Source organism: Cupriavidus sp. CP313 (genome assembly GCF_054072015.1).
Map to the genome: position 1 here is coordinate 62,975 of NZ_JBSVZB010000008.1, position 16,260 is coordinate 79,234.

General features: G+C 64.2%; 19 protein-coding genes and 1 tRNA gene. 7 read left to right on the top strand and 13 right to left on the bottom strand.

What is annotated here, in order from left to right; all coding sequences use genetic code 11:
* Positions 1 to 2: 2 nt before the first annotated feature.
* Positions 3 to 1,238 (bottom strand): pyridoxal phosphate-dependent aminotransferase, encoded by a 1,236-nt coding sequence (locus tag ACW4E8_RS13730; protein ID WP_456805012.1) that lies wholly within the window; start codon positions 1,236 to 1,238, stop codon positions 3 to 5.
* Positions 1,239 to 1,582: 344 nt separating this feature from the next.
* Between ACW4E8_RS13730 and ACW4E8_RS13735 the strand changes: the two genes are divergently transcribed.
* The 5 genes from ACW4E8_RS13735 (at position 1,583) to ACW4E8_RS13755 (ending at position 5,993) form a co-directional block, all read left to right on the top strand.
* Positions 1,583 to 1,966 carry an Mth938-like domain-containing protein gene (locus ACW4E8_RS13735; RefSeq protein ID WP_456805013.1) on the top strand — a complete coding sequence of 128 codons (384 nt, stop codon included), beginning with the start codon at positions 1,583 to 1,585 and terminating at the stop codon, positions 1,964 to 1,966.
* A gap of 126 nt (positions 1,967 to 2,092) precedes the next feature.
* Positions 2,093 to 2,557 carry a peroxiredoxin gene (locus ACW4E8_RS13740; RefSeq protein WP_456805014.1) on the top strand — a complete coding sequence of 155 codons (465 nt, stop codon included), beginning with the start codon at positions 2,093 to 2,095 and terminating at the stop codon, positions 2,555 to 2,557.
* A gap of 428 nt (positions 2,558 to 2,985) precedes the next feature.
* Complete coding sequence (locus ACW4E8_RS13745; protein ID WP_456805015.1) at positions 2,986 to 4,689, top strand: PhoH family protein; 1,704 nt, start codon at positions 2,986 to 2,988, stop codon at positions 4,687 to 4,689.
* Positions 4,690 to 4,806: 117 nt separating this feature from the next.
* Entirely contained in the window at positions 4,807 to 5,268 is a 462-nt protein-coding gene (locus ACW4E8_RS13750; protein WP_456805016.1) for a hypothetical protein, read from the top strand.
* 47 nt (positions 5,269 to 5,315) lie between these two features.
* Positions 5,316 to 5,993, top strand: a complete 678-nt coding sequence (locus tag ACW4E8_RS13755) for a C40 family peptidase (RefSeq protein ID WP_456805017.1) — start codon at positions 5,316 to 5,318, stop codon at positions 5,991 to 5,993.
* A gap of 60 nt (positions 5,994 to 6,053) precedes the next feature.
* On the opposite strand, the gene ACW4E8_RS13760 is transcribed toward ACW4E8_RS13755, so the two are convergent.
* The 8 genes from ACW4E8_RS13760 to ACW4E8_RS13795 form a co-directional block, all read right to left on the bottom strand.
* Complete coding sequence (locus ACW4E8_RS13760) at positions 6,054 to 7,061, bottom strand: anion permease (RefSeq protein ID WP_456805018.1); 1,008 nt, start codon at positions 7,059 to 7,061, stop codon at positions 6,054 to 6,056.
* Between the two features lie 13 nt (positions 7,062 to 7,074).
* On the bottom strand, positions 7,075 to 7,701 hold the full coding sequence (locus tag ACW4E8_RS13765) for a DUF47 domain-containing protein (RefSeq protein ID WP_010809517.1): 627 nt from the start codon (positions 7,699 to 7,701) through the stop codon (positions 7,075 to 7,077).
* A gap of 190 nt (positions 7,702 to 7,891) precedes the next feature.
* Positions 7,892 to 9,283 (bottom strand): replicative DNA helicase, encoded by a 1,392-nt coding sequence (locus ACW4E8_RS13770; protein WP_456805019.1) that lies wholly within the window; start codon positions 9,281 to 9,283, stop codon positions 7,892 to 7,894.
* Positions 9,284 to 9,451: 168 nt separating this feature from the next.
* Positions 9,452 to 9,904, bottom strand: coding sequence for a 50S ribosomal protein L9 (rplI, locus tag ACW4E8_RS13775; RefSeq protein ID WP_456805020.1), 453 nt, complete (start codon positions 9,902 to 9,904; stop codon positions 9,452 to 9,454).
* Positions 9,905 to 9,936: 32 nt separating this feature from the next.
* The gene (rpsR, locus tag ACW4E8_RS13780) at positions 9,937 to 10,215 is read right to left on the bottom strand and encodes a 30S ribosomal protein S18 (RefSeq protein WP_006163606.1); all 279 of its coding nucleotides are present in this window, start codon (positions 10,213 to 10,215) and stop codon (positions 9,937 to 9,939) included.
* A 3-nt stretch (positions 10,216 to 10,218) separates the two neighbouring features.
* Positions 10,219 to 10,518 carry a primosomal replication protein N gene (gene priB / locus ACW4E8_RS13785; protein WP_456805021.1) on the bottom strand — a complete coding sequence of 100 codons (300 nt, stop codon included), beginning with the start codon at positions 10,516 to 10,518 and terminating at the stop codon, positions 10,219 to 10,221.
* A 77-nt stretch (positions 10,519 to 10,595) separates the two neighbouring features.
* Complete coding sequence (rpsF, locus tag ACW4E8_RS13790) at positions 10,596 to 10,970, bottom strand: 30S ribosomal protein S6 (RefSeq protein ID WP_010809513.1); 375 nt, start codon at positions 10,968 to 10,970, stop codon at positions 10,596 to 10,598.
* Between the two features lie 118 nt (positions 10,971 to 11,088).
* Entirely contained in the window at positions 11,089 to 12,081 is a 993-nt protein-coding gene (locus ACW4E8_RS13795; protein WP_456805022.1) for an asparaginase, read from the bottom strand.
* Between the two features lie 257 nt (positions 12,082 to 12,338).
* On the opposite strand from ACW4E8_RS13795, the gene lexA reads away from it, so the two are divergent.
* Positions 12,339 to 12,992, top strand: a complete 654-nt coding sequence (gene lexA / locus ACW4E8_RS13800; RefSeq protein ID WP_456805023.1) for a transcriptional repressor LexA — start codon at positions 12,339 to 12,341, stop codon at positions 12,990 to 12,992.
* Between the two features lie 110 nt (positions 12,993 to 13,102).
* Entirely contained in the window at positions 13,103 to 13,273 is a 171-nt protein-coding gene (locus tag ACW4E8_RS13805) for a hypothetical protein (protein WP_010809510.1), read from the top strand.
* A gap of 39 nt (positions 13,274 to 13,312) precedes the next feature.
* On the opposite strand, the gene ACW4E8_RS13810 is transcribed toward ACW4E8_RS13805, so the two are convergent.
* The 4 genes from ACW4E8_RS13810 to dusA all read right to left on the bottom strand — a co-directional run bounded on the left by ACW4E8_RS13810 (position 13,313) and on the right by dusA (position 16,259).
* Entirely contained in the window at positions 13,313 to 13,657 is a 345-nt protein-coding gene (locus ACW4E8_RS13810; RefSeq protein ID WP_456805024.1) for a hypothetical protein, read from the bottom strand.
* Positions 13,658 to 13,748: 91 nt separating this feature from the next.
* Positions 13,749 to 13,824: transfer RNA gene (locus ACW4E8_RS13815), tRNA-His, on the bottom strand.
* A gap of 107 nt (positions 13,825 to 13,931) precedes the next feature.
* Complete coding sequence (locus ACW4E8_RS13820) at positions 13,932 to 14,240, bottom strand: hypothetical protein (RefSeq protein ID WP_410054184.1); 309 nt, start codon at positions 14,238 to 14,240, stop codon at positions 13,932 to 13,934.
* A gap of 981 nt (positions 14,241 to 15,221) precedes the next feature.
* A complete protein-coding gene (gene dusA, locus ACW4E8_RS13825; RefSeq protein WP_456805025.1) occupies positions 15,222 to 16,259 on the bottom strand; it encodes a tRNA dihydrouridine(20/20a) synthase DusA in 1,038 nt (345 codons plus the stop codon).
* Between the last annotated feature and the right edge of the window lies 1 nt (position 16,260).

The following is a 16,260-nucleotide window of genomic DNA, read 5'->3' on the forward strand; positions in this document are numbered from 1 at the left end:
AATCAGGCCGCTGCCTTGCCGTGGCGTTTTCGGTACGCCTCGAGGAAGCGCGCGATGCGGCTGATGGCCTCGCGCAGGTCTTCCTCATGCGGCAGGAACACGATGCGGAAATGGTCGGGACTGGCCCAGTTGAAGCCCGAGCCCTGCACCAGCAGCACCTTGGACTCCTGCAGCAGTTCATAGATGAACTCCTGGTCGTCCTGCACCGGGTACATCGACAGGTCGAGCTTGGGGAACAGGTACAGCGCCGCCTTGGGCTTGACGCAGGTGACGCCCGGGATCGCGGTGATCAGCTCGTAGGCCAGGTCGCGCTGGCGGCGCAGGCGCCCGCCTTCGCCCACCAGGTCGTTGATGCTCTGGTAGCCGCCCAGCGCGGTCTGGATCGCCCACTGGCCTGGCACGTTGGCGCACAGGCGCATCGACGACAGCATGTTCAGGCCTTCGATATAGTCGATGGCCGGGCGCTTGTCGCCGGACACCACCATCCAGCCGGCGCGGTAGCCGCACGAGCGGTAGTTCTTCGACAGGCCGTTGAAGGTCACGGTCAGCACGTCGGTCGACAGCGAGGCGATCGAGGTGTGAGTATGGCCGTCGTACAGGACCTTGTCGTAGATCTCGTCGGCATAGATGATCAGGCCGTGCTCGCGCGCGATGGCAACGATCTCGAGCAGCAGTTCGTCCGAATACAGCGCCCCGGTGGGGTTGTTCGGGTTGATGATGACGATGGCCTTGGTATGCGGCGTGATGCGGGCGCGGATATCGGCCGGGTCGGGCATCCAGTCGTTGGACTCGTCGCAGATATAGTGCACCGGCGTGCCGCCCGAGAGGCTCACCGCGGCGGTCCACAGCGGGTAGTCCGGCGCCGGCACCAGCACTTCGTCGCCGGCATTGAGCAGCGCGTTGACGGCCATCACGATCAGTTCGGAGGCACCGTTGCCCACATAAATATCGTCCAGGCCAACGCCTTCGATATTTTTTTGCTGGGTATAGTGCATGATCGCCTTGCGTGCGGCGAAAATACCCTTGGAATCAGAATAACCTGCCGAATTCGGCAGGTTTCGCATCATGTCCTGCTGAATCTCTTCCGGCGCATCAAACCCGAACACGGCCAGGTTGCCGATATTCAGCTTGATGATCTTGTGCCCTTCTTCCTCCATCTGCTTGGCCTTTTCCAGCACCGGTCCGCGGATGTCGTAGCAAACGTTATTGAGTTTGTTGGATTTCTGGATGGGTTTCACGGCGATGTCGGGCAAGCGTAGCGTGCCGCGTCGGCGGCACCGGACAGGGAATCTGGGCGAATCTGAATTAATGCCGAGGCCCCGTGCGGAAGCCCCGCGCCGAGGCGCCGTCCGCTGCAATGCAACGCGAACGTGGCAGACAGGGAGGCAAAAGCTATAATTTATCGGATTATGACAGACTTCGGCAGGGATTCTTGCATTGCAGCGTGCGCTTGCCGCGCGCACGCCAGGCGCCTGCGCGCTGTCGCCCATCCTGTCGTCCACACCGTACCCGCCCGGGGTGCCGGCCATCCGTCCCACGGGCCGGCCCGCCAGCCCGCGGCGGCCGCCGCAGAGGCCTCCAAGTGAAACTCCACGCCGACCAGTCCCAGTCGCTCAATACCGTCACGGCCTATGGGCCGGGATACATCGAGATCAACCTCGTCCGTCACACCAACTCGGTCCTGGTCATGCCCGAGGGCGAAGTCCGGCCCTGGCCGGTCAGCCGCTTCGAAGACCTGGAGCCCGCGCATTTCGAGCAGCTGGTGGAACTCGGCCCCGAAGTGGTGCTGCTCGGCACCGGCTCGCGGCTGCGCTTCCCGCACCCGCGCCTGACCGCGTCGCTGTCGCGCCGCCATGTCGGGGTGGACGCCATGGACCTGCAAGCCGCCTGCCGCACCTACAACATCCTGATGGCAGAAGGCCGCAAGGTGGCGGCGGTGCTGCTGCTCGAACCCGAAGCCGCCTGACCTTTGCAAAAGTTGAGCCGGCGCCACGCTTGAAGTCCGGCAGGGCGCCCCAATCTGCCCCGCCAAGGTGGCAGCCCCCTCACCCGATTCTCCCGATCCCCTGCCCCTCCCCCAGGAGCCACAAGCATGACCGTCAGTCTGAACAAGGCCGTACCCGACTTCAGCGCGCCGATGACCGGCGACGCCACCTTCCGCCTTGCCGATTACCGCGGCAAGACGGTGGTGCTGTACTTCTACCCGAAGGACAACACACCGGGTTGCACCACGGAGGCCATGAACTTCCGCGACCAGTACGAGGATTTCCAGAAGGCCGGCGTGCAGGTGTTCGGCATCTCGCGCGACAGCATCCGCTCGCACGAGAACTTCAAGGCCAAGCTTGAACTGCCCTTCGAGCTGATCTCCGACGCCGACGAAGCCGTGTGCACGTTGTTCGATGTCATCAAGATGAAAAAACTCTATGGCAAGGAGCACCGGGGCATCGAGCGCAGCACCTTCATCATCGACGGCAAGGGCATCCTGCGCCACGAGCTGCGCAGCATCAAGGTGCCGAACCATGTTGACGAAGTCCTGGAAATTGTGCGCGCGATCTGAGGTATCGCGTCGGTACTGGCCTTGCCTCGACACCCACGCCAACCCGGACGTGCTGTGTCGCAACAAGCCGTTGGCAAACCCAATTGCCAAACCCAAAACCTTCGGATACATTGGCCCGTAATGAGTTCAGATTCCGGATGCCACGCTGTTTCGACTCCCCGGCCCAGGCGGTTCGCGCCACAGGCCGGTAGCGGACCTGCCGTGTCGGCAGTCCGCCAAAGAAGCCGCCGGATCCTAGCCGCCAACCCTGTTCAGCAGGCATGGCGGCTTTTTTGTTTGCAGCCGCGTCTGTCCTCATGCCTGTCCGCGCCGGGAGCCTCGCGCATGCATGCCCCGGCCATCGGCCGCCACGCCGTATCCGACGTATCGCGGCGTCGTGGCACGGACACCCTCGCCCCCTTCTTGTCCCCCTGAAAGGAAAGCCAAGCATGCCGCTGCCTACCATGCCCGCCAAGCCTGCCCAATTGCTGGATCCGAGCGAGTTTGCTCCGGTCTCCGCGGTGCCCAAGGCCAAAGCCGCCACACAGGGCAAGAAACCTGTGCCGGCGCTCGAGCGCGTGGCATTGCTGGAAACCGGCGACACCGAGGTGCCTGAGGTCCAGGCCCGCGCCGCCGGTGGCAACCGCGCCCGCAGCACCGAGACCCCGGCCGTATCGACGCCGGCCGTCACTGCCGCACCGGTCAGCCTGGTCAAGCCGTCCACCGGCCCCACGCGCCGCGCCCGCAAGTCCGAAGGCCCGAGCAAGCTGTTCGTGCTCGACACCAACGTGCTGATGCACGACCCGGCCTCGCTCTTCCGCTTCGAGGAACACGACATCTATCTGCCGATGATGACGCTCGAAGAACTGGACAACCACAAGAAGGGCATGAGCGAAGTCGCGCGCAACGCGCGCATGGTCAGCCGCACGCTCGATTCGCTGGTGGGCGGCACCGACGGCGTGCTCGACGAAGGCCTGCCGCTGGCCAAGCTGGGCAACCGCGACGCACAGGGCAAGCTGTTCTTCCAGACGCGCCTGAACGACATCAAGCTGCCTGAAGGCCTGCCGCAGGGCAAGGCCGACAACCAGATCCTGGGCGTGGTCAGCGCGCTGCAGCAGCAGTACCCCGAGCGCCAGGTCGTGCTGGTGTCGAAAGACATCAACATGCGCATCAAGGCGCGCGCACTGGGCCTGCCGGCCGAAGACTACTTCAACGACCAGGTTCTGGAAGACAAGGACCTGCTCTACGCCGGCGTGATGCAGCTGCCCGGCGAATTCTGGACCAGGCACGGCAAGGGCGTGGAAAGCTGGCAGGACCCGAAGTCCGGCGCCATGTTCTACCGGCTCACCGGTCCGCTGGTGCCGTCGTTCCTGGTCAACCAGTTCGTCTACCTGGAACCGGTCGACGGCAGCCTGCCGCTGTACGCGCAGGTCAAGGAGATCAACGGCAAGACCGCGCTGCTGCAGACGCTCAAGGACTATACGCACCACAAGAACAATGTGTGGAGCGTGACCGCCCGCAACCGCGAGCAGAACTTCGCGCTCAACCTGCTGATGAACCCGGACATCGACTTCGTCACGCTGCTTGGGCAGGCCGGCACCGGCAAGACCCTGCTGGCGCTGGCGGCCGGCCTGGAACAGGTGCTGGACCAGAAGCAGTACAACGAGATCATCGTCACACGCGCCACGGTGCCGGTGGGCGAAGACATCGGCTTCCTGCCCGGCACCGAGGAAGAGAAGATGCAGCCCTGGATGGGCGCGTTCGACGACAACCTCGAGGTGCTGCAGAAGAGCGATGACAGCGCCGGCGACTGGGGCCGCGCCGCCACGCAGGAGCTGATCCGATCGCGCATCAAGGTCAAGAGCATGAACTTCATGCGCGGGCGCACCTTCGTCAACAAGTTCGTCATCATCGACGAGGCGCAGAACCTGACGCCCAAGCAGATGAAGACGCTGGTGACCCGCGCCGGCCCCGGCACCAAGATCATCTGCCTGGGCAATATCGCGCAGATCGACACGCCGTACCTGACCGAGGGTTCATCGGGCCTGACCTACGTGGTCGACCGCTTCAAGGGCTGGAGCCACAGCGGCCATATCACGCTGGCGCGCGGCGAACGCTCGCGCCTGGCCGATCACGCCGGCGACGTGCTCTGACACTGGCAGCCTGCGGCGCGCCCTGCCGGTGGCGGGGCGCTGTCGTCAACGACAAGCACTTTGGGGCTATGATGACCCCATGTTTGCCGTTGCCCCGCATCCCCACTGGAGGCGTCGATGAATATCCAGCATCTGCCCGGCAGGCATGCGCCTGCCGTCGCCCGCAGCCAGCACAGGCAGCGCCTTGCGCTGGCCATGCTGGCAGCCGCCGGCATCGCGCTGGCCGCCAGCTGGCGCCCGGCCCATGCCGCCGCCGAAGAAATGGTGATCCGCACCATGGGCCCGGTCAGCTACGTCTGCGGCGGTGTCGCCGAGGACGAACGCCAGGCGCTGGCCGCGAAGGAAAAGGACTTCAACATGGGCATCCTGTTCACACAGGGCGCGAACGGTGAATTCCTGTCGGACGTGGCAGTCAGGCTGGTGCGCGACGAGCAGGAAGTCGCCAGCTTCCGCGCCGCCGGCCCGCGCTGCCTGATACGTGCGCCCGAAGGCAGCTACAATATCGAGGCCAGTTACAAGGGCCAGGCCAAGTCCATCAAGGTCAGCACCGGTACGCGCAACGCCCAGCTACGCTGGTAGCGGCAAGGCTTCCGGTGCGCCGGCAGGCCGGCGACCGGAAACCCAGGATGCCATTGCGCCGTACCCGTCTTTCTCCCAATCCGCTGCGCCTGCAGCGCCTGCTTGCCCAGGCGCGGCTGCCGCTGCTCTGCGCCACCGCCCTGCTGCTGGCGGCCTGCGCCAGTTCCCCGCCTTCCCGCCACGCCGGCCTGCCGCGCACGCCCATGGTCGATCCCAGCGCCGGACTGGAAGAGATTTCGATCCAGGCGATGTCCCTGGTCGGCACACCCTATCGCTACGGCGGCAATACACCGGACTCCGGCTTCGACTGCAGCGGGCTGGTGCGCTACGTGGTGTCGCGCGCGGCCAATGTGAACCTGCCGCGCACTACCGAGGCGATGGGCGCCCGCGGCAGCTCGCTGGACCGCAGCGAGGTGGCGTCCGGCGACCTGGTGTTCTTCAACACCACCGGCCGCGCCAATTCGCACGTGGGCATCTACGTCGGGCAGAACCGTTTTGTCCATGCACCGTCGTCCGGCGGCACGGTCCGGCTCGAAGACATGGGCAAGCCTTACTGGGCCTCGCGCTACAATGGCGCGCGCCGCGTGGTCGCGGCGGTCAACCAGCCGCCCGCGCCGCCAGCGTCGGTGGCACCCCCGGCCGCGCCACCGCTGCCTGAGCCCGCGCCGGCCCCTGCACCGCTTCCGGTCGACGACGATCCCATCGCGGCCTTCGCCAACCAGTGAAGCGCCCAAACAAAAAGCCAGGCATCAGCCTGGCTTTTTGTTGGTGCGGCGGCCCCTGCCTTACAGGATATGCCGCCCGATCCACCATGCAATCGCCGCCATGAAGGCCGACGCCGGGATCGTCAGCACCCAGGCCCAGACGATATTGCCGGCCACGCCCCAGCGCACCGCCGACATCTTCTGTGCCGAGCCGACGCCGACGATGGCTCCGGTGATGGTATGCGTGGTCGATACCGGCACGCCCAGCGCCGAGGCAAAGAACAACGTAATCGCCCCGCCCGTCTCGGCGCAGAAGCCGCCGACCGGCTTGAGCTTGGTGATCTTCTGCCCCATGGTGCGCACGATCCGCCAGCCGCCGAACAGCGTGCCCATGCCGATGGCCACGTAGCAGCTGACGATCACCCAGGTCGGCGGCTGGCCGCCGGCCACCACATGGCCGCTGGCGATCAGCAGCATCCAGATGATGCCGATGGTCTTCTGCGCGTCATTGCCGCCGTGGCCCAGGCTGTACAACGAGGCCGAGACCAGCTGCAGCCGGCGGAACCAGCGGTCCACGCGCGACGGCGGCGTGCGGAAGAAGGTCCAGCCCACCATCACCATCATCAGCGAACCGAGCAGGAAGCCCAGCAACGGCGAGATCAGGATGAACGCCACGGTCTTCAGCAGGCCGCTGCCCACCAGCGCGCCCGTGCCGGCCTTGGCCACCGCCGCGCCCACCAGCCCGCCGATCAGCGCGTGCGACGACGACGACGGGATGCCGTAGTACCAGGTGATGACGTTCCAGGCGATCGCCCCGACCAGGGCCCCGAATATCACGTAGTGGTCGACGATATTGACGTCGATGGTGCCGGTCCCCACCGTGGCCGCCACCTTCAGGTGAAAGACAAAGATTGCGACGACGTTGCACATCGCCGCCATTGCCACCGCATGGTGCGGCTTGAGCACGCCGGTGGACACCACCGTGGCGATCGAGTTGGCCGCGTCGTGGAAGCCGTTCATGAAGTCGAACAGCAGCGCGAGCGCCACCAGCAAGGCGATCACCCACAGGCTCATTTGTATGGTCTGCATGCCGATTGCCGCCTCAGGCGTTTTCCAGGACGATGCCTTCGATGATGTTGGCGACGTCCTCGCACTTGTCGGTGATCGTCTCGAGCTGTTCGTAGATGGCCTTCAGCTTGATCAGGCGCTTGACGTCGGTCTCGTCGCGGAACAGCTTGGACATTGCCGAGCGCATCACGCGGTCGGCTTCAGACTCAAGCTGGTCGATCTGCTGCGCGGTCTTCAGTATGGTGCTGGCGTTGCCCATGTCCTCGAGCAGGCCCACCGCGATCTTGACCTGGTCGCAGCACTGCACGCAGATGGCCGCCAGGCGCAGCGCCTCGTCGGTCAGGTTGGTCACGTCGTACAGCGAGATGGTCTCGGCCACGTCTTCCATCAGGTCCAGGATATCGTCCATGGTCGTGATGAGTTTGTGGATCTCGTCGCGGTCCAGCGGCGTGATGAAGGTCTTGTGCAGCAGGTCGATGGTGTCGTGCGTGATCCGGTCGGCCTTCTTTTCGGTGGCCTGGACGCGGCGGGCATGGGCCTCGGCGTTGGGCAAGTCGTTGACCAGTGCCTGGAGCTCATGGGCGGCGGTCACCGCGCAGTCGGCATGCTGGTTGAAATATTCGAAGAACTTGCCCTCCGTGGGCATGAATCGGCCGAACATGGAATGTTCCTTGTGGCAGCGTGGTGGCGCTGCTGATTGTGTTGCAGGATTGAGCGGACGCGTTGCATGACAGTCGCGAGGGCGACTGTCATCAAAGCGCAATATTTTACAGGGTTACGGGGATATTGCCCGCGAATTTGGCACAAACGAGACGGCGCCGCACAGCCTATTGCAGGCCCGCTTGACTTCGTCAGGTGTCGTTGTCGAAGAAAGCCGGGCCGCCGCTGAAGTTGTCGAACTTCGTGAACTGGCCGAGGAAGGTCAGGCGCACCGTGCCGATCGGGCCGTTACGTTGCTTGCCGATAATGATCTCGGCCGTGCCCTTGTCCTGGGAGTCCGGGTTATAGACTTCGTCGCGGTAGATGAACAGGATCACGTCGGCATCCTGTTCGATAGCGCCGGATTCGCGCAGGTCGGACATCACCGGACGCTTGTTGGGACGCTGTTCCAGGCTTCGGTTGAGCTGCGACAGTGCGATGACCGGGCAGTTCAGTTCCTTGGCCAGGCCCTTGAGCGAACGGGAGATCTCGGAAATTTCCGTGGCGCGGTTCTCGCCGCCGCCGGAACCTGACATCAGCTGGAGGTAATCGATGATGATCAGGCCAAGCTGCCCGCACTGGCGCGCCAGGCGCCGCGACCGGGCACGCAACTCCATCGTGTTCAGCGCCGGGGTTTCGTCGATGAACAGCTGGGTGTCGTTCATGCGCTGGATCGCATGCGTCAGCCGCGGCCAGTCTTCATCCAGCAGGCGGCCGGTACGCAGTCGGTGCTGGTCAAGGCGGCCTACCGAGCCGAGCATACGCATGGCCAGCTGGGTGCCCGCCATTTCCATCGAGAACACTGCCACCGGCAAGCCCTGCTCCACCGCCACGTGCTCGCCGATGTTCAGCGAGAACGCCGTCTTGCCCATCGACGGGCGGCCGGCCACGATGACCAGGTCGCCCGGCTGCATGCCGCTGGTCATCTTGTCCAGATCGATGAAGCCGGTCGGCACGCCGGTGACGTCGGTGGTGGAATCGCGGTGGTACAGCTCGTCGATGCGCTCGACCACCTGGGTCAGCAACGGCTGGATTTCCTGGAAACCCTTCTGGCCGCGTGAGCCTTCTTCGGCAATCGCAAAGACCTTGGACTCGGCCTCATCCAGCAGCTCGCGCACCTCGCGGCCCTTGGGCGCAAACGCGGCCGAGGCGATATCGTCGGCCGCCGTCACCAGCTTGCGCAGCACCGAGCGCTCACGCACGATCTCCGCGTAGCGGCGGATATTGGCCGCGCTGGGCGTGTTCTGCGCCAGCGAATTCAGGTAGGCCAGCCCGCCCACCTCCTCGGCCTTGCCGGCCACCTGCAGCGCTTCATAGACCGTGATCACGTCGGCCGGCTTGGTGGCCGAGATCAGCCGGGCGATGCTCTGGAAGATCATCCGGTGGTCAAAACGGTAGAAATCCGCCTCGGAAATGAAGTCCGCAATGCGGTCCCAGGCGGCGTTGTCCAGCAGCAGGCCACCCAGCACCGATTGCTCGGCTTCGATGGAGTGCGGCGGGACCTTGAGGTTCTCGAGTTGGGGGTCGGCGACGGGCGCGTTCATGGGGAGGGATTATAACGGCGGGCGGACGCACTTCGCCGGACATTTGGCGACGGGGCCCGCAAAGACAAGCGGGCAACAAAAAAGGCAGGAGCCAGGGCTCCTGCCTTTCTTGCTTGCAGTGCTTGCGGTGCTTCAGCCGGCGCAGCGCGCCGGCGAGGCGGCACGTCCTTAGACGCTCTCGCCCACGACCGACACGGTCACGTCGACCACGACGTCCGTGTGCAGCGCAACGCTGACCGGGTGGTCGCCCACCATCTTCAGCGGGCCATTGGGCATGCGAACCTGGGCCTTTTCCAGCTTGAAGCCTTGGCCAGCCAGGGCTTCAGCGATGTCGGCGTTGGTCACGGAACCGAACAGGCGGCCGTCCACACCCGACTTCTGGCTGATCTGGACGGTCAGGCCGTTCAGCTTCTCGCCTTCGGCTTGCGCGGCGGCCAGCTTCTCGGCAGCGACCTTTTCCAGCTCGGCGCGCTTGACTTCGAATTCGGCGATCGCGGTTTGCGTAGCGCGGCGGGCCTTCTTGCCCGGGATCAGGAAGTTACGGGCGTAACCGTCCTTCACCTTGACGATGTCACCCAGGTTGCCCAGGTTGATGACTTTTTCCAGCAGAATAATTTGCATCGTATTCTCTCCTTAACGGACCTAGGGCCTGATCAGTTCTTGTGCAGGTCGGTGTACGGCATCAGCGCGAGGAAACGCGCACGCTTGATGGCCGTATCCAGCTGACGCTGATAGTGAGCCTTGGTACCGGTCAGACGGGCCGGCGTGATCTTGCCGTTGTCGCCGATGAAGTCCTTCAGGGTGTCCAGATCCTTGTAGTCGATCTGTTCCACGCCAGCCACGGTGAAGCGGCAGAAGCGCTTGCGCTTGAACAGCGGGTTCTGTTGCTGGAAGCGCTTCTTGTTCTTGTTGTCACGTTTGACGAATGCCATGATTCAATCCTTTTCGAATGCTTTACATCCAGTGATGTGAAAGACGAGAGCCTTGCTGTTGCGGTGCTTGCGGGCCAGGAATCCTTCGCAGTCGAGCAGCGTGCCGAGCGGTAACCGCTCCAGACGCTGGCCAAGCTGTCCGATCCCCATCGCTGCGATTGCAAACTCGACCTGCCGCGGCGTTTGCGCCTCGACGGCCTCGCCGCTGTACTGCAGGATGCAGTTCACGACGGGGACCCCGGCCGGGGTATAGCGCAGGGCATCGCGTTCCGCCAGGGTGGCGGCAAGCCGAAGCTGGTTCAACGCGGGACCTCTTGCTGGTTGCAATCCATGCTGCCGTGGCCGACGCTGTCAGCCATGGCGCGCACCGCAGTCCGCACTCAGGCGGCCTGGCCTTCGGTGGTCGTTTGCGCGGCCTTGCGGGCTTCTTCGCGCTGCACTTCCTTCATCATCGGCGAAGGTGCGGTCTCGGCCTTCTTGGTCTGCACGATCAGGTGGCGCAGGACGGCGTCGTTGAACTTGAACGCGTGTTCCAGTTCAGCCAGCGTTTCCTTGCCGCATTCGATGTTCAGGCAAACGTAGTGAGCCTTGGCCAGCTTCTGGATCATGTAAGCCATCTGGCGACGGCCCCAGTCTTCCACGCGGTGAACGTTGCCGTTCTGCGAGGTCACGAGCTGCTTGTAGCGCTCGATCATGGCCGGCACTTGTTCGCTCTGGTCCGGGTGGACGATGAAGACGATTTCGTAATGACGCATTGACGCTCCTTCTGGATTAGCCACCCGGGCGTCACGAGTCCGGTGTGGCAAGGTTGAATAGCCTTAAATTATAGCGCGCATAGCAGCAAGTGCGCAAGCCGCTGTTTACACAGGCAAATCAGGCGTTGGCAAACATGGCCTGCAGCCTTGCCGGATCTCGCGCCAGCCCTGCATCGGCTGCCAGCGCCAGGGCCAGCAGCACGCGCGCCTTATAGGGATTGAGGTCCGTTGCGGAAACAAAAGCCCCATCCGCCGGGCTGAGCTGGGGCGGAATCGCCACATGGCCGGCCCCGGTGCGGGAACTGCGCACCACGGCCACGCCCGCGGCAGCGGCATCGGCCAGCGCCTCGGCCAGTACCTCATGCACCGAGCCATTGCCGGCGGCAGCCACCACCAGCCCGGCAACGCCCGCGCGGACCAGCGCATCCACAGCCACCCTGCCCGGCTGGGCGTAGCTCGCCACGATCTCCACCATCGGCCACGCCGCCGGCATCGGCCCGATCACCCAGGCCGCGCGCGGCGCGCGGGCGAAGCGCACGTAGTCATCCTGCACGAAACCCAGCGGCCCGCAGGCCGAGACAAAGGCGTCAACTGCCGACGTGTGGGCCTTGGCCACATCCCGCGCAGCGTGGATCTGCTGGTTCAGCGCCACCAGCACCCCCTTGCCGCGCGCATCGGGATGAGCGGCCACGCGCACCGCATCCAGCAGATTCAGCGGACCATCGGCCGACAGCGACGTCGACGGACGCATTGCCGCCGTCATCACCACGGGCACCGGACACGATTGCGTCAGGTGCAGCGCCATCGCGGTTTCTTCCAGCGTATCGGTGCCGTGCGTGATCACGATGCCGGCCACGTCGGGCTGCGCGGACCAGTGCTCAACCCGCGCCGCCAGCGTTTGCCAGAGCGTGAAGGTCATGTCCTTGCTGTCGACCTGGGCCACCTGCTCGGCTTCGATGCGGGCCGCCGACTGCAGCGCGGGCACCGCTGCCAGCAACGACGACACCGGCACGGTCGCCGCCTGGTAGCGTGCGCTGCTGGCGGAGTTGCCGGCCGCGCCAGCGATGGTGCCGCCGGTGGCCAGTACGACGATGCGAGGCAATTGGGTCATGGGGGCGTGCAAAGAAAGTGGGAAAACAGGAATGCCGATTGTAACGGGCGCGCCCCGCCTCGCCGCCGGCCCGCGCTGGCGATCCACATTCCGTCCATGCGACTCGCCCCAAAAATTCTGCTTGCGCTCAGGCCGATACTGTATAAAATCACAGCATACTGTTTAAACATACAGTGCCTGGCCAGCCGGATGCAGGATAAAGGATCGACCGATCCCTTACCCGGAATCCCCGTGGCCCTGCACGGAACGGCGATCCCATGGCGACCCTGACACCCCGGCAGCAGCAGATTTTCGATCTGATCCGCAACACGATCCGCCATACCGGCTTTCCGCCCACGCGCGCCGAGATCGCCGCAGAATTCGGCTTCTCCTCGCCCAATGCCGCAGAAGAGCACCTGAGGGCCCTGGCACGCAAGGGCGTGATCGAACTGACCCCGGGCGCCTCACGTGGCATCCGCCTGAAGGTGGCACGCAGCGATTCGGAAATGCCCGACCAGTTTTCGTTGCCGATGGCCGGCGTGATGCAGCTGACGCTGCCGCTGGTGGGCCGTGTTGCTGCCGGCAGCCCGATTCTCGCCGCCGAGCATATCGACCGCCAGTACCAGGTCGACGCCTCGGTCTTCGACGAACGCCCTGATTACCTGCTGCGCGTGCGCGGCCTGAGCATGCGCGACGCCGGCATCCTCGATGGCGACCTGCTGGCCGTGCGCCGCGCCAGCGAAGCCGCCAACGGCAAGATCGTGGTGGCGCGCCTGGGTGATGACGTGACCGTCAAGCGCCTGCAGCGGCGCGGTGGCCATATCGAACTGATCGCAGAAAACCCGGACTTCAGCAACATCATCGTGGAGCCTGGCGAGGAGTTCTCGCTGGAAGGCATCGCCGTCGGGCTGATCCGATCCTCCGGCTTCTAGCCGGGCACCGCAGGCCAACCGCCTGCGCGGGCCCACCCGCTTCCATTGCTTTGCAGACGCCGCCCGGCTTGCCGGGTGTTGACCCCGCTTTGCCTAAAAGAGGTGCCACCATGCCGCAAATCCACCAAGTCGCCGCCCGTCGCCCGGTCAAGCCCGTGCCGTTCCGCCAGAGCAAGGGCGTACGCGTCTACCAGGGTACGCAGCGACGCACCATGGTCGGCAGCATGGCGGCGATCTGCCGCATGCTTGAACTCGAAACCGCCGAAAAGCTGGCTGCCTGAACCCTACGGGTGCAGCCCGCGTAGCCGTGGGCCCTGCCCTCAGCTACGCGCGCACGCCTTGGCTTCTGCTTCCAGCTCTTGCGGTGTCAGCTGCGGGAACCACGTATCGCTCTTGCGCAGCTCCAGCGCCGTACCATCCGGCTTCGCCGTCAGCGAAATCAGATAGGCGTATTGGTATTCACCGCCAGACGTGGTCTGGCCGATGCGAATCTCAGTCTGGCTCTTCGCCGGATAGTTGACGACCGCGGCGTCATCGCCCAGATTGTTGCGAAGGCATTTCGCAACATCGCCCATCTTGGCAGGCGTGAACAAGCGCATAGGCGCACGCGCGCGAATGTCCTTTTCAGAAGTACCGGTGGCACACCCTGCCACCATGGCTGCCATCGCTACGCCAATCACTGCCGCTCGAACAGACATACCACCCCCGGGGAATGCAAAACGGCGCCCTCGCGAGGCGCCGTTTTGGAAAATGCTTTGGGGTGGCTGATGGGACTCGAACCCACGACGACAGGAATCACAATCCTGGACTCTACCAACTGAGCTACAGCCACCGTAGAGGTCATCAGCGCGTTACGTTGCTGATCGACGAAAAACAAGATTATACAAACAGTTTCCCGGGATGGCTAGTATCCCGCACAATTTTTTTTGAGAGGAAAGCTCAGGTTCGGGACGGGCTCCACTTTGCCTCAAGCAGCACTGCCTGCTTGATGGCTTCGACGGTCTCGGCTTCGGTATCGAACTGCCCCAACAGGCGGCGCGACTTGCCATTCAGCACAGCTTCCTGCAACGCCTTGCCAGCGGCTTCTGAAGTGCCGGGGTGCCAGCAGTAGCGTGCCGTCCATTTGCCGTCCTGCAGTTGCTCGGCAACCCAGACCACTCTGAAGTCTTCATAGACAACGCCGAACGGCGCTTCGTTTTCCACGTTTGCTTTTTCCACGCTGCTCCCCCTGCCGGCATCGGTCCGCATACCATGCCTTGTCTCGCCTGGGGCAATTCGAGGGATCGTATCACGGCCGTCGATCAGGGAGCCCAGCCCGGCTGGCACCTTCGCGCACGCCGTTGATCGCTCGTGCAAATATGCTGTGCACAGCCCCTACCTCTGCAGGGTTCATGCCGCAAATGCGCGAAGCGATACTTGTGCCTGAGGGACATTGCCCCCCCTCGACCTTCCCGTCAGGCGGCCTGCCCCATCGGGCCGCCTGCCTCTTTTTGGCCACCCTGCCCTCTCATTGCCGTGGCGCCAGCACCTGGCGATGGAACCTCACGAGCGTATGCGAGCCCAATCGACGTCATCGACAAAATCGGCACGTCAACGAACGCAGGGAACGGGAATGCAAATCAAGTGTAGATGGCCTGCGCGGATTCTTGCGCTGACGGCATTGGCGGCCTTGCTCGGCGGATGCGCTGGCGGCGGGGTCGACGGCAGGGAATCCAGCATCACGACATACGGCACGCTGGACGTAGGCATCAGCCATACGCGCTAGCCTGCTAGCGTGACCGATGGAACTCTTTACGAGGGCGACCGTCTAATCCCCTCGTCTTGCGCATGCAAAGCGAGCGCGCAAAAAAAGAGTCCGCAGCGCGGACTCTTAAATTTAGCGATCTCAAATGCCCTGAAGGCGGTTGCACTGTAACTGTCATGCCGGGAATGCACCATTCGGGTAAACGAAGAGCAACAAGCCTGGCGTAGCAGCAAAAAAGCGCCGACAAAAAAAAGCCCGCCGAAGCGGGCTAATAATCAGTTGAAGAAAGCCCTGTATTCGAGGGCAGGCACAGTGTATGGAAGTGCCCTGCCTCAGCGAATTAGGGGAATCCCTTTCCTGGCGCCGGTTTCCGGGCGATCAGGCATTGCAAGTGCGGCGCGCGGTACCCCCCGCGCAGCCATGCACATTTTCACGATTCGGAGTTAGAGCGCGGCCTCGGCAGTGCGCGCGCGGCCCACGCTCGCTTACGCGGCCAGTGGCTCTTGTGCCTGCGGCCGCAAGTGCGCGCGCGCCTCTTCGAACAGCGCATCCACATCGGCACGCGTGCGTGCCGCATTCATGCGCTTGGCATCCGACAGCACGCGGCGCCAGCCGCGCCCGCCTGCAATGCCACGATGCAGGCCAAGCATGTGGCGCGTGACCGCGCCCATATAACCACCGCGCTCCACCAGGTCGCCGACATAGCGTTGCATCGCCAGCTCGACATCGAGCCGCGACGGCACCGGCGCGCTCGCATCGCCATAGAAGCGCGCATCCATTTCGGCCAATACATAGGGCTGATGGTATGCCTCGCGACCGATCATCACGCCATCGACGTGCTCGAGGTGGGCCGCCATCTCGTCATAGCTGACGATGCCGCCGTTTATCAGGATCTCCAGGTCAGGAAACTCCTGCTTCAGCTGGTACGCCACCTCATAGCGCAGCGGCGGAATCTCGCGGTTTTCTTTCGGGCTCAGGCCCTTCAGGATCGCATTGCGCGCGTGGACAATAAACGTGCCGCAACCCGCCTCGGCCACCCGGCCGACGAAATCACGAACGAAATCGTAGTGCTCGATCTTGTCGATGCCGATCCGATGCTTGACGGTGACCGGGATGTCCACCGCATCGCGCATCGCCTTGACGCAGTCGGCCACCAGTTGCGGCTCGGCCATCAGGCAGGCGCCGAAGGCCCCGCGCTGCACGCGCTCGGACGGGCAGCCGCAGTTCAGGTTGACTTCCGCATAGCCCCACTGCTGGCCCAGCTTGGCCGCCATGGCAAGGTCGGCCGGCTCGCTGCCGCCCAGCTGCAGCGCGACCGGGTGTTCGGCCGCATCGAAATCCAGGTGGCGCGGGACGTCGCCATGCAGCAGCGCGCCGGTGGTCACCATCTCGGTGTAGAGCCAGGTGTGGCGGCTGAGCTGGCGGTGGAACATGCGGCAATGGCGGTCGGTCCAGTCCATCATCGGTGCTACGGATACCCGGCGCGGGCTTGTAGCAGCGATTTTCCCTTGATAATCAGTCATT

Coding starts and splice junctions, on each gene's coding strand:
- ACW4E8_RS13740 (WP_456805014.1), top strand. CDS start 2,093: ATGACCGTCAGTCTGAACAAGGCCGTACCCGACTTCAGCGCGCCGATG.
- ACW4E8_RS13745 (WP_456805015.1), top strand. CDS start 2,986: ATGCCGCTGCCTACCATGCCCGCCAAGCCTGCCCAATTGCTGGATCCG.
- ACW4E8_RS13750 (WP_456805016.1), top strand. CDS start 4,807: ATGAATATCCAGCATCTGCCCGGCAGGCATGCGCCTGCCGTCGCCCGC.
- ACW4E8_RS13755 (WP_456805017.1), top strand. CDS start 5,316: ATGCCATTGCGCCGTACCCGTCTTTCTCCCAATCCGCTGCGCCTGCAG.
- ACW4E8_RS13760 (WP_456805018.1), bottom strand. CDS start 7,061: ATGCAGACCATACAAATGAGCCTGTGGGTGATCGCCTTGCTGGTGGCG.
- ACW4E8_RS13765 (WP_010809517.1), bottom strand. CDS start 7,701: ATGTTCGGCCGATTCATGCCCACGGAGGGCAAGTTCTTCGAATATTTC.
- ACW4E8_RS13770 (WP_456805019.1), bottom strand. CDS start 9,283: ATGAACGCGCCCGTCGCCGACCCCCAACTCGAGAACCTCAAGGTCCCG.
- rplI (WP_456805020.1), bottom strand. CDS start 9,904: ATGCAAATTATTCTGCTGGAAAAAGTCATCAACCTGGGCAACCTGGGT.
- rpsR (WP_006163606.1), bottom strand. CDS start 10,215: ATGGCATTCGTCAAACGTGACAACAAGAACAAGAAGCGCTTCCAGCAA.
- rpsF (WP_010809513.1), bottom strand. CDS start 10,970: ATGCGTCATTACGAAATCGTCTTCATCGTCCACCCGGACCAGAGCGAA.
- ACW4E8_RS13795 (WP_456805022.1), bottom strand. CDS start 12,081: ATGACCCAATTGCCTCGCATCGTCGTACTGGCCACCGGCGGCACCATC.
- lexA (WP_456805023.1), top strand. CDS start 12,339: ATGGCGACCCTGACACCCCGGCAGCAGCAGATTTTCGATCTGATCCGC.
- ACW4E8_RS13805 (WP_010809510.1), top strand. CDS start 13,103: ATGCCGCAAATCCACCAAGTCGCCGCCCGTCGCCCGGTCAAGCCCGTG.
- ACW4E8_RS13810 (WP_456805024.1), bottom strand. CDS start 13,657: ATGGCAGCCATGGTGGCAGGGTGTGCCACCGGTACTTCTGAAAAGGAC.
- ACW4E8_RS13820 (WP_410054184.1), bottom strand. CDS start 14,240: ATGCGGACCGATGCCGGCAGGGGGAGCAGCGTGGAAAAAGCAAACGTG.
- dusA (WP_456805025.1), bottom strand. CDS start 16,259: ATGACTGATTATCAAGGGAAAATCGCTGCTACAAGCCCGCGCCGGGTA.